The sequence below is a fragment of the Cryptosporangium phraense genome, from assembly GCF_006912135.1.
Taxonomy (GTDB): Bacteria; Actinomycetota; Actinomycetes; order Mycobacteriales; family Cryptosporangiaceae; genus Cryptosporangium; species Cryptosporangium phraense.
Map to the genome: position 1 here is coordinate 96,582 of NZ_VIRS01000012.1, position 12,360 is coordinate 108,941.

Consider the following 12,360-nt stretch of genomic DNA (forward strand, 5'->3'; position numbering starts at 1 on the left):
GATACCCCTCGAGGAGAGCGACATGACCGACGCCGGCCTGATCCCGCCGAACGAGTCCGAGCGGCTCAAGGCGGTTCGCCGGTACGACATCCTCGATACGCCCCCCGACGGGGCGTTCGACCGCATCGCGGCACTGGCCGCCCGCATTTTCGAAGTTCCCGTCGCCACGGTGACGATCGTGGACGAAGACCGAATCTGGTTCAAGGCCACACATGGGGTCGAGGTCACCGAGATAGGCCGTGACCCGGGACTATGCGCATCTGCAATTCTCGTCGACGGACCCATGGCGATCGAGGACGCGACGCTCGATCCGACCGCGTTCAACAATCCGCTGGTCCGGGGCGAGTTCGGGCTCCGGTTCTACGCCGCCGCCCCGATCGTGACCAGCGACGGCTTCCAGCTGGGCACGGTCAACGTCATCGACCGCCGGCCCCGGTCGGTGTCCCAGGCCGAGCTGGCGACGCTGGCCGACCTGGCCGCGATCGTCGTCGACGAGCTCGAGCTGCGGCTCTCGGCGATCCGCGAGGTGCGGCTGGAACGGCGTCGGCGTGAGGAGGTGCAGAAGTCCAAGGGGCAGGTCGAGGAGGTCGCCCGCACGCTCCAGCAGACGCTGCTCCCGCCGCGGATGCCCCAGGTGCCCGGGATGGAGCTGTCGGCGTTCTACCACGCGGCCCCGCTGCAGGAGGTGGGCGGCGACTTCTACGACGTGTTCCCGCTCGGCGGCCGCCGCTGGGCGATCTCGATCGGCGACGTCTCCGGCAAGGGCGTCAACGCGGCCGCGCTGACGTCGCTGGCCCGGTACGCGCTGCGCGGCGCGGCGATCCAGACGTCCGACCCGTCGCTGGTGATGGCCGCGCTGAACGAGACGATCGCCGCCGACCAGAGCGGGCACGACGTCCCGCGGTACTGCACGGCGGTGTTCTGCGTCATCGAGCTCACCGAGACCGGGTCGGCGCAGGTCCGGCTGGCCAACGGCGGCCACCCGCCGGCCGTCGTGTGCCGGGCCGACGGCAGCATCGAGCGGCTGACCGACTCCGGGCCGATGCTCGGCTGGCTGCCCGAGAGCCGGTACCCGACGTCGGAGACGCTGCTCGGTCCGGGCGACGGGCTGCTCTTCTACACCGACGGCATCACCGACGCCCGCCGTTACGGCCAGCGCTTCGGCGAGGGACGCCTGGCCGCCGCGCTGGCCGACCGGCCCCACAACAACGCGAAGTCGCTGGTGCGGTGGGTGCGCAACCTGATGAACGAGTTCGACCCGCCGGGCTACGACGACGTCGCGGTCATCTCGATCAGCGTAGAACCCCGCACGGTCACCGAAAGGCAGCTGACCGCCGTCTGGTCAGCGGGCGACTAGGACGAGAATGGCTAGGTCGTCGCGGAGGGGGCCGTCGCCGAAGTCGGTGGCGGCGGTCCGGAGGCGGGCGGCGATGTCGGCGGCCGACAGCCCGGCGCACTGGGCCAGCACCTCGACCGTCCGTTCCTCGCCGAACTGGTCGTCGCCGCGACGGCGCTCGGTGACCCCGTCGGTGTAGAAGACCAGCGCGTCGCCCGGCGCGAGGTGCACCGAGACCTCTTCGACCTCGATGTGGTCGGTCAGGCCCGCGGCCATCCCCCCGGCGCCGACCTGATCGGCCCCGCCGTCGGCCAGCATCTTGATCGGCAGTGGGTGCCCGGCCAGGCAGAGCCGCACCAGCAGCCCGCCCTCCGACCGCTCGGCGACCGCGGCGGCAACCGTGCAGAACACGGTCTGCCCGGTGTTCGGCCCGCCGCCCTCCCGGATCAGCGTCGCCTCCTCGACGAGCGCCCGGTTCAGCGCCGACAGCGTGTACGGCAGGTCGCGGCCCTCGCGGGCCAGCGTCCGCAGCACGTCCCGGACCATGCCGGTGACCGAGGCCGCCTGCGGGCCCTTGCCGCAGACGTCGCCGATCGCCATCAGCCACCGGTCGTCGCCCAGCGGCAGCACGTCGTAGAAGTCGCCCCCGACCTCGTTGCTCGCGCCGGCCGGCCGGTACTGAGCGGCGAACTCCAGGCCGGCCGCGACCGGCAGCGACGCCGGGAGCAGCGCGCTCTGCAGGGCCTCGGCCACCGAGTCGCGCTCGGAGTACAGCCGCGCGTTGTCGACCGAGAGCGCGGCCCGGCGGGCCAGGTCGACCGCGATCGCCACCTCCTCGGACGTGTGCCGACGCCCCTGCGGGTCACCGATCGACATCGTGCCGACGACCTCGCGCCGAGCGGTGAGCGGCAGCACCAAACCGGACAGTGGGCCGGTCAGCGGCGTCGCGGCGTGCGTGACCGTCGCGGCCCGGATCCGCTCGCGCAGCGCCGCACCCTCGGGCGCCAGGAACGTCTCCTCCAGCTCGGGGACGCCCCGCTCGTCGTTGTGCACCGAGACGACGAGCTCGGGGTCACCGGCGTCGTCCAGCGTGTGGATCACGCACCACTCCCCCAGCCGGGGGACGCACAGCTGGGCCACCAGCGCCAGCGTCAGGTCGACGTCCAGCGACGAGGCGAGCAGCTCGCTGGCGTCGGCCAGGAACGCGAGGTCGCCCCGGCGGGTCTGCTCGGTGTCCCGGAGGCGGGCCGCGTCGAGGCTGACGGCCAGCCGCTCGGCGGCGAGCAGAGCGAAGACCGAATCGGCGGGCCGGAACAGGCTGCCGGACGGGACGCCCAGCTCCAGCCGCCCCCGGATCGGCGGGCTGGACGGCAGCGCCACCGAGAGCGCGACCCCCGCGCCCGCGGCGGCCAGTGCGCCGGTCGGCGGCAGCAGGTCGGCGCTACGCGGCCGGGGCGGGTCGTCGGGCCAGAGCCGGGCCGGCGGGTCGATCGGGGTCTCGGTGATGCCCACCGACGCGATCGCGGCCACGCCCGAGCCCTCGTCGGCCCAGAGGATGCCGAACGGGGCACCGGTGACCTCGCAGACCCGGTAGACGATCTCCTGGGCCAGCTCGTAGGCGTCCAGCTCGTGGACGACCCGGTCGGTGAGGTACGTGAGCCAGCCCGCCGCCTCGGCGGCCGGCACGGCGATCGGGCTGCGGCCCGGGGTCGTGCGCCGGGCCGGCTTGGGGACAGGCTCCGGCCGGATCGCCACGCCCCCCGCCGCTATCGCGGCGCTGCGCCGGGCCCGCACCTTGCGTCCTTCCCGGCGCAGCCCCCAGCGCGACTCGGCCGGCTCGTCGTCCGGCTGCGCTTCGGTGCGCGGTGGTTCGTCCACCGGGATGAGCGCGCCGGACCCGGCCCGGGTCACCACCGGGTCGTCGACGTCCAACCGGAACCAGACCGACTTGCCCTGCCGTCCGTAGGCGACGCCCCACTCCGACGCGAGCGAGTCGACGAGGTGCAGGCCGCGGCCGCCCTCGGCCAGCATCGGCGGCGGGAGCGACGGGCCGAGCACGGCCCGGCTGCCGTCGGTGACCCGGACGGTGATCGAGTCGGCGTCGCCGATGACCTCGATGTGCATCGCAGTGCCCGCGTGCACGACCGCGTTCGTCGCGAGTTCGGTGGTCAGCAGCGCGACCTCGTCGGAGAGCGAGGCGAGACCGCACTCCTCCACGACGTCCCGGACCAGGGCGCGCGCCAGCGCGGGCGACTTCGCGTCGCCGGGCAACGGTGCCCGCCGCGTCACCAGCGCGGAACCTGAAGGCCCCGGAGAACTCATCTGATGACCCATCTGCCGGCTCACCTCGCGCCGCTCGTCCTGCGCCGCCCGTTCTACACCCCCGCCCGGGACAGCTCGGTCGGCGCCGAACTCGAGGGAGGACTCCGGCCGATCGACCCGGTGTGGGCCGACACGTCGGCATGTCCCGGACGAACCCTAGCGTCCAGGGGCCAACCGCTGCAGAGTCCAGCACGAATCAGGTGGTTGTCCGACACTGTGATTCACACGTACGCGTTGGCGCGGACGCGGGATCATCGGAATTGGTGTACCAACCGGATCTGACGCTCCACCGTGCGTGATGCGCAAAGATGGGACTGTCCACGCGGCGCCGGCACCTTCGGCGCCTCGGACACCCGGCGAGATGAGGCACACGATGACGACAGCCGAACGGGGCCGGCCGAGCCGCCGCCCCTCAGGCAACGGGTCAGCGCCGGCCGGCACCCCGGCCAGGCGCGCGGCCGACGCGGGCCAACCGTCCCCGAACGGGACGCTGGTTGCGGAACGTCCCGAGATCGTGACCGAGCTGAGCGACGCGCTCGAGATGCTCCGGCGCGGTGACTTCAGCGCCCGGCTGGCCCGTCGCGACGGCCCGGACGCCGACCTGGCCGAGCTGTTCAACGAGGTCGCCGGCCGGATGGAGCAGCGGAACAGAGAGTTCGAGCGGGTCAGCCGGGTCATCGGGCGCGACGGCCGGATGGCCGAGCGCGTCGACGAGTCGATCGGCAGTGGCGACTGGGCGGCCGGCGCGCAGGCGATCAACTCGCTGATCGACGACCTGGCCCGGCCGACGACCGAGGTGGCCCGGGTCATCGACGCGGTAGCCCGCGGTGACCTGAGCCAGCAGATGGCGCTGGAGATCGGCGACCAGCCGCTCAAGGGCGAGTTCCTGCGCATCGGCACCACCGTGAACCGGATGGTCGATCAGCTGAGCAGCTTCGCCGACGAGGTCACCCGGGTGGCCCGCGAGGTCGGCACCGAGGGCAAGCTCGGCGGCCAGGCCCAGGTCCGGGGCGTGTCCGGCGTCTGGCGCGAGCTGACCGACAACGTGAATTCGATGGCCGGCAACCTCACCGGCCAGGTCCGCAACATCGCCCAGGTGACCACCGCGGTCGCCCGCGGCGACCTGACCCAGAAGATCACGGTCGACGCCCGGGGCGAGATCCTCGAGGTGAAGAGCACGGTCAACACGATGGTCGACCAGCTCTCCGCGTTCGCCGACGAGGTCACCCGGGTGGCCCGCGAGGTGGGCACCGAGGGCAAGCTAGGCGGTCAGGCCCACGTCCGCGGGATCTCCGGCACCTGGGCCGAACTGACCGAGAACGTGAACCAGCTGGCCGGCAACCTGACCGGCCAGGTCCGCAACATCGCCCAGGTCACGACCGCGGTGGCCAAGGGCGACCTGACCCAGAAGATCACCGTCGACGCCCAGGGCGAGATCGCCGAGCTGAAGAGCACCGTCAACACGATGGTCGACCAGCTGAGCTCCTTCGCCGACGAGGTCACCCGCGTCGCCCGCGAAGTCGGCACCGACGGCAAGCTCGGCGGCCAGGCCACGGTGCGGGGCGTCTCCGGCACCTGGCAGGAACTGACGAACAACGTCAACCAGCTGGCCGGCAACCTCACCGGGCAGGTCCGCAACATCGCCCAGGTCACCACCGCGGTCGCCAAGGGCGACCTCACCCAGAAGATCACCGTCGACGCCCGCGGCGAGATCGCCGAGCTCAAGAACACCGTCAACACGATGGTCGACCAGCTGTCGTCGTTCGCCGACGAGGTCACCCGCGTCGCCCGCGAAGTCGGCACCGACGGCAAGCTCGGCGGCCAGGCCCAGGTCCGGGGCGTCTCTGGCACCTGGCAGGAACTCACCAACAACGTCAACCAGCTGGCCGGCAACCTCACCGGCCAGGTCCGGAACATCGCGTCGGTGACCACGGCGGTGGCCAAGGGCGACCTGACCCAGAAGATCACCGTCGACGCCCAGGGCGAGATCGCCGAGCTCAAGAACACCGTCAACACGATGGTCGACCAGCTGAGCTCCTTCGCCGACGAGGTCACCCGCGTGGCCCGCGAAGTGGGTACGGACGGCAAGCTGGGCGGTCAGGCCCAGGTCCGGGGCGTCTCCGGCACCTGGCGCGAGCTGACCGACAACGTGAACTCGATGGCCGGCAACCTGACCAGCCAGGTCCGCAACATCGCCTCGGTCACCACCGCGGTCGCCAAGGGCGACCTGGGCCAGAAGATCACGGTCGACGCCCAGGGCGAGATCCTGGAGCTGAAGAATACCGTCAACACGATGGTCGACCAGCTGAGCTCCTTCGCCAACGAGGTCACCCGCGTCGCCCGCGAGGTCGGCACCGAGGGCAAGCTGGGCGGTCAGGCCGAGGTCCGCGACGTCTCCGGCACCTGGCGCGACCTCACCCAGAGCGTGAACATCCTGGCCGGCAACCTCACCACCCAGGTCCGCGCGATCGCGGACGTGGCCACGGCGGTGACCCGGGGCGACCTGTCCCAGGCGATCACCGTCGAGACCCAGGGCGAGCTCGCCGAGCTCCGGGACAACATCAACCAGATGATCAACAACCTCAAGGACACGACCACCAAGAACGCGGAACAGGACTGGCTGAAGAGCAACCTGGCCCGCATCGGTGCTCAGCTCCAGGGGCAGCGCGACCTGCGTCAGGTCTGCCAGATGATCATGAGCGAGATCACCCCGGTCGTGGACGCCCAGCAGGGCGCGTTCTTCCTGCTCGAGGCCACCCGGGAGGGCCTGCGGCTGCGGCTGGCGTCGTCGTACGGGTACGCACCGCGCCGTGGCGAGTCGGTGCTCAGCCTGGGCGAGGGGCTGGTCGGTCAGGCCGCGGTCGAGCGCCGGTCGATCCGGGTGCCGCAGACGCCGCCCGGCTATCTGTCGATCGGCTCCGGGCTCGGCGAGGCCCCGCCGGCCGACCTGGTGATCGTCCCGGTGCTGTTCGAGGAGCGGGTGCTCGGCGTCATCGAGCTGGCCAGCTTCAAGAACTTCTCCGACCTGCACATGAGCTTCCTCCAGCAGCTCGTCGACACGCTCGGCGTCGTCCTCAACACGATCATCGCGAACGCGCGGACGGAGGAGCTGCTGGCGCAGTCGCAGCGGCTGACCCAGGAGCTGCAGGCGCAGTCCATGGAGCTGCAGCGCACCAACGCGGAGCTGCAGGAGAAGGCGGCCCTGCTCTCCGAGCAGAACCGCAACATCGAGATCAAGAACCGCGAGATCGAGATGGCCCGACTGGGCCTGGAAGAGAAGGCCGAGCAGCTCGCGCTCTCCAGCCAGTACAAGACCGAGTTCATGGCCAACATGAGCCACGAGCTCCGGACGCCGCTGAACTCGCTGCTCGTGCTGGCCCGGCTGCTGGCCGAGAACACCGAGTCGAACCTGACCGGGCGCCAGATCGAGTTCGCCCGGACGATCCACGACGCCGGCTGGGACCTGCTCACGCTGATCAACGACATCCTCGACCTCTCCAAGGTCGAGGCGGGCAAGATGGACGTCCACGCCGGCCGGGTGGCCCTGGACGACGTCTGCGGGTACGTCGAGCAGACGTTCCGGGCCCAGTCCGAGCTCAAGGGGCTGCGGTTCGCGGTCGAGCGCGGGCCGGGCGTCCCCGACCAGCTGTTCACCGACGAGCAGCGGCTGCAGCAGATCCTCAAGAACCTGCTCTCGAACGCGGTGAAGTTCACCGACGCCGGCACGGTGACGCTCTCGATCCACGTCGGTCCGGAAGACATGCTGTTCGCCAGCCCGACGCTGAATGCCGCCGACCGCGTCGTGGCCTTCGCGGTCACCGACACCGGTATCGGCGTCGCGGCCGACAAGCTGAAGCTGATCTTCGACCCGTTCCAGCAGGCCGACGGCTCGACCAGCCGCAAGTACGGCGGTACCGGGCTGGGGCTGTCGATCTCCCGGGAGATCGCCCGGGTGCTCGGCGGCTCGATCACCGTCCAGAGCGACGTCGGACGCGGAAGCACGTTCACGCTCTACCTGCCCGAGCGGTACCCCGGCGAGGCTCCGGACGCCCTGGACCGGCTGCAGGACGACACGGTGTTCTCCGGCTCGTCGTACTCCGGCCCGTTGATGGTCGGCAGTCCGCGGACCGCGATCAGCGGCGGGCCGGCCCGCGTCGTCGACGCGGAGGAGATCGGCGCGGCGATCATCACGCAGGGCGCCAGTGCGGCCCGGCCGACCGCGGTCGAGAACACCGCGCCGGAGCCCCGCCCGCTCGAGCCGAGCCGCTCGATGCGTGGCAAACCCACCCACACCGTCGACACGTCGGTGTTGGCCGGACGTACCGTGCTGATCGTCGACGACGACGTCCGGAACGTCTTCGCGCTGACGTCGGCGCTGGAGCTGCACGGGCTGACCGTGCTCTACGCCGACAACGGGGCGGCCGGCATCGCGACGCTTCAGGCCCACCCGGAGGTGGACCTCGTCCTGATGGACGTCATGATGCCCGACATGGACGGTAACGAGACGACGGCGGCGATCCGGAAGATGCCCGGGTTCAGCGAGCTGCCGATCCTGTTCCTGACCGCCAAGGCGATGCCCGGCGACCGGGACAAGAGTCTCGCGGCCGGGGCGAGCGACTACATCACCAAGCCGGTCGATCTCGATCGTCTGCTCCGGTTGATGTCCGGCTGGGTCACACGTGACGCGGGCGCGCCCGGACCTGACGCGTGAGCACTGACCGCAAGCGGGCGAAAGTCCTTCTCGTCGACGACCGCCCCGAGAACCTGCTCGTCCTGGAAGCGATCCTGCAGGGCCTGGACCACGACCTGGTCACCGCACCGTCCGGTGAGGAGGCGCTGAAGCGCCTGCTCACCGACGACTTCGCGGTGATCCTGCTCGACGTCCAGATGCCGGGCATGGACGGGTTCGAGACCGCCGAGCACATCAAGCGCCGGGAACGGACCCGGCACATCCCGATCGTGTTCCTCACCGCGATCGACCGGAAGCCGCACCACGCGTTCCGCGGGTACGCCACCGGGGCGGTCGACTACCTGGCCAAGCCGTTCGACCCGTGGGTGCTGCGGGCGAAGGTCAGCGTGTTCATCGATCTGTGGGAGAAGAACCGGCTGCTGCTCGAGCGCACCGAGCTCCTGCAGCAGCGGGTGCACTCGACCGAGGTCGCGTCCACCGAGCGCGGCTCGGCGCTGGATCGGGCCCGCCTGCGCGTCCAGGAGGCGCTGGCCCGCTGCGAGGGGACCGACCCGGAGACCGCCGAGCTGCTCCGGGCCGCCCTCCACGACCTCGACTCGATCTAGCGGATCGTGATGACCTTGGTGACGCTGTACTGGTCGATGTCGGAGGTTCGCGCGGTGAACGTGAACTTCCACTCGCCGGCGATCGGCAACTCCACCTGACCCACCGCGTGGTTCTCGGTCAGCGGTAGCGCGACCAGATCGGTCGACACGTTCGCCTTCGGCAGGTCGGCCGAGCCGCTCCACTCCGCGACCTTGACCGGCAGGCCGTTCTTGTCGAACAGCGTCAGGTGCAGCTCGTTCGTGCCGATGTGGGCCGGCGACAGGTCGACCTGGAGCACGTTCGGCCCCATGGTCAGCTGCGCGCTGTACGGCAGGTTCGCGGCCGCCGCGGCCGCGTCGTCGGCGCTGCGGGCCGGAGCGACCTGCACCAGCGCGGTGGCCAGGGCCAGCACGACCGCGCCGAGCGCCACCTCGATCCCCACCCGGGACCGCAGCCGGCGCACCTCGTCGGCCGATTTCCCGGAGGCCGAGAAGTCCGCCGTCTCGGGCTCGACCGCCCGCCGGGCCTTGCCCGCCGCCTTCGGCGCCGTCTTCGTCGCGGTCCCCGCCTTCTTTTGCGGACGCTTACCCGCGGACGTCTTCACCGGGGCTTTGGTGGGCTCGTCGTCCGGTTCCTCGGCCGGCGGGTTCTCCGGGTCCTCGGCCGCGAGCGCGTAGGCGACCGGAACACCGAAGCGGCGCCGGATCCAGGCCCGCGCGTTGGCCGCGACGACCAGGATCGCGCCCAGCCAGATCACCTTCGTGAGCACCAGCTGGCCGTACGTCGTGTTGACCAGCCGATCGAGCCCGCCGAAGCCGCCGATTTCCAGGAACGTCTCGATGACCCCGCTGAACACCAGCGCGGCCACCGCCCAGAACGCCCACCGCGACCAGACCGGCAGGATCACCTCGAGCTCCCGGTACCGGGCCCGCGGCAGCAGGTACCGGGCCAGCACCGCCAGCCCACCGAGCCAGACCGCCATCGCCCCCACGTGCAGCGTGATCGACGGCACCGACAGGAACGGCGCCGGCGACTGAGCGGCGTGCCCGGCGAACGGGAACGTCACCAGCACGGCCACCCCGAAGATCCCGACCAGCACCCGGTCGACCGGCCCGGCCCAGCCCGGATCGCCGCTGTCGTTCGACACCTGCGGACGCAGCACCCGGATCAGCACCGGGACAGCGGCGATCAGCAGCCCCAGCCGGGCCAGCAGCGCCCGCCCCACGGTCTCGTCCAGCGACTGCCCGATTCCGCTGATCGAGAGGTCGGCCAGCGTCCCCCCGTCGGCATAGACCTCCTGCAGGGCCAGGACGGCGAGCGTGCCGCCGAACAGCAACCCCCAGCCGGTCCAGGCCAGCCGGCGCGGGCCGCGGATCGCCAGCCGCCGCGGCCACAGGCCGAGCAGGATCACCAGCGGACCGGCCAGCAGCGCGATGCCGGCGTAGGCCGCGAAGCGGCCCAGCGACTGCACGGTGCGGACGCCGGTGTCGACCGACGCCGACGAGGCCCCCGAGTTGACGTCGTTCGCGTTCGCCCCGAGCGCGGACGGGACCCGCGAGCTGAACGTGAACCCGCCCTGGACCGGGTGCCCGTCGGCCGAGATGACCCGGTAGCTGACCAGGTAGGTGCCGTCGGCGAGGTTCTTCTTGAGCGGGATCCGGACCCGCGCGCCGCCGTTGACCGTCGTCACCTTGCCCGCGACGACGTTGCTGCCGTCGGGCGCGATGACCTTCATCCGGCCCTCGACCGGCACGACCCGCTCGCTGAAGTTCATCGTGACGACGGTCGGCGCGGAGTCGGCGATCTGGCCGCCGGGCGGGTCGGTGCCCTCCAGGCTGGCGTGCGCCTGCGCCGGTGACGCCCCGATGCCCAGCGCCAGCAGCGAGAGCAGCGCGACCACCAGCGCCCGCCCGAGGAGCTTCACGCTCTTCCTTCTTCCTGTCGTCTCTACGGTCATACCTGCCTCGGCAACGGCTCCGAAGCCGTCTGCGTTCGATCCGTCCGGGCCAGCAGCCAGAGCAGGACGGCCTGCACGCCGGCGAGCAGATGGTTCAGCTCGTGCCCGAATTGCGCGGCTCCGTCGACGATGTCGATCGAACTCGTCACCAACAGACAACCAGCCAGCGCCACCGCGACCGGCACCAGGGCCCGGGCCCAGGCCGGACGCCCGGCGACGAACAGGAACCCGATCGCGACCGCGACGTCGAACGAGGCCATCTCCCGGCCGGTGTGCACGGCGGCGCCCGTGCCGGGTTCGGCGATCAGCGCGGGCAGCGCGAGCAGCAGCTGGGCGACCGCGGAGAAGCCCAGCGCCCAGCGCAGGACGCCGGCGTGGGCCATCGGGGGCGCTTTCCGGCTAGGGGCCCGGTCGGCGGCGACGGCCGCGAGCACGGACGCGGTGAGGTCGGGGACGTCGGCGTCGCGACGGGCCTGACGCACGGCGGCGGCCGTGGCGTCCACCGCGGCCGCGTTCCAGGCTCGGCACTCGGCGCACTCGGCCAGGTGGGTGTCGACGACGGCCCGGTCGATGCCCGGGTCTTCGCCGTCCGCGAGGGCGGACAGGGCGATCCGTATCTGCGCGCACTGCATAGTGCAGTAGTCGTCTGCCGTCACCGGATGGTTCCCCGGGAAAAGTAGGCTGGGTTCGTGGTTTCGCCGGAGGACGTCACCGACTGGGCGCTGCGTGCCCGAGACGGTGACCCGCTGGCCATGGCCGCGTTCGTGCGCGCGACACAGCCCGACGTGTGGCGGTTCTGCGCCTCGCTGGTCGACGTGGACGCCGCCGATGACCTCACCCAGGAAACGTATCTGAGGGCGTTCCGGGCGCTGCCCGGTTTTGCCGCGCGGGCGAGCGTCCGTACGTGGCTCCTGGGGATCGCCCGGCGGACCTGCGCGGACCACCTGCGGACCGTCGTACGGCGGCGTCGCCTGGACGAGGTGCTGAGGGCCCGGCTCTCCGGGGCCGTCACCCCGGACCCGGCCGGTGCGTCCGCGACCGCGGACCTCCTCGACCGCCTGCCGCCCGACCGCCGGGCGGCGTTCGTGCTGACCCAGCTGACCGGCCTCTCCTACGCCGAAGCCGCCGCCCTCGAGGGAGTGCCGATAGGCACGATCCGCTCCCGAGTAGCCCGAGCCCGAGAAGACCTGGTCGCGGCGCTCGCCGCCACCTAGAAAAAAGCCCTGCCTAGGGGGAGGGGCGTCCCCCTAGGCAGGACTTGGACCGACGGTCACGCGCGAACGCCGGTCGCTCGAGGGCGCGGTGTGCCTCGACGCAGGCAACCTCGAGGTTGGTGCCGCGACCCGGGTCCCTGTTCTCTCCCACCCGGGCCACGACCACCCACCGCTCCCGCCCACCGTCCCGATCGCCCACCTCCGACGACCGGAACCGCGCTGCGGTGAACACAGTTGACCCCAGCAACGCCCCCGG

Annotated in this window: 7 protein-coding genes; 4 read left to right on the forward strand and 3 right to left on the reverse strand. The window is 71.6% G+C overall.

Features of this window, described 5'->3' with window-relative positions; genetic code table 11:
* Positions 1-22 precede the first annotated feature (22 nt).
* A complete protein-coding gene (locus tag FL583_RS18300; RefSeq protein WP_142705892.1) occupies positions 23-1,357 on the forward strand; it encodes a PP2C family protein-serine/threonine phosphatase in 1,335 nt (444 codons plus the stop codon).
* Here FL583_RS18300 and FL583_RS18305 read toward each other — a convergent pair.
* The gene (locus FL583_RS18305; RefSeq protein WP_170323724.1) at positions 1,343-3,625 is read right to left on the reverse strand and encodes a SpoIIE family protein phosphatase; all 2,283 of its coding nucleotides are present in this window, start codon (positions 3,623-3,625) and stop codon (positions 1,343-1,345) included. The genes FL583_RS18300 and FL583_RS18305 overlap by 15 nt on opposite strands.
* Before the next feature lie 574 nt (positions 3,626-4,199).
* Between FL583_RS18305 and FL583_RS18310 the strand changes: the two genes are divergently transcribed.
* Both FL583_RS18310 and FL583_RS18315 read left to right on the forward strand, forming a co-directional pair.
* Entirely contained in the window at positions 4,200-8,369 is a 4,170-nt protein-coding gene (locus FL583_RS18310; RefSeq protein WP_420843160.1) for a HAMP domain-containing protein, read from the forward strand.
* On the forward strand, positions 8,366-8,953 hold the full coding sequence (locus FL583_RS18315; RefSeq protein ID WP_142705895.1) for a response regulator: 588 nt from the start codon (positions 8,366-8,368) through the stop codon (positions 8,951-8,953). Before FL583_RS18310 ends, FL583_RS18315 begins: the two co-directional genes overlap by 4 nt.
* On the opposite strand, the gene FL583_RS18320 is transcribed toward FL583_RS18315, so the two are convergent.
* The gene (locus tag FL583_RS18320; protein WP_170323726.1) at positions 8,950-10,857 is read right to left on the reverse strand and encodes a copper resistance CopC/CopD family protein; all 1,908 of its coding nucleotides are present in this window, start codon (positions 10,855-10,857) and stop codon (positions 8,950-8,952) included. The two genes, FL583_RS18315 and FL583_RS18320, sit on opposite strands and share 4 nt — an antisense overlap.
* Positions 10,858-10,886: 29 nt before the next feature.
* Entirely contained in the window at positions 10,887-11,546 is a 660-nt protein-coding gene (locus FL583_RS18325) for a zf-HC2 domain-containing protein (protein ID WP_142705897.1), read from the reverse strand.
* Positions 11,547-11,579: 33 nt separating this feature from the next.
* Here FL583_RS18325 and FL583_RS18330 point away from each other — a divergent pair, with 33 nt between their 5' ends.
* Positions 11,580-12,104 carry a sigma-70 family RNA polymerase sigma factor gene (locus tag FL583_RS18330; RefSeq protein ID WP_142705898.1) on the forward strand — a complete coding sequence of 175 codons (525 nt, stop codon included), beginning with the start codon at positions 11,580-11,582 and terminating at the stop codon, positions 12,102-12,104.
* The last annotated feature ends 256 nt before the right edge of the window (positions 12,105-12,360 follow it).

Bases quoted from the DNA above. Each gene is read 5' to 3' on its own strand.
- FL583_RS18300 (WP_142705892.1), top strand. From the start codon at position 23: ATGACCGACGCCGGCCTGATCCCGCCGAACGAGTCCGAGCGGCTCAAG.
- FL583_RS18310 (WP_420843160.1), top strand. From the start codon at position 4,200: ATGCTCCGGCGCGGTGACTTCAGCGCCCGGCTGGCCCGTCGCGACGGC.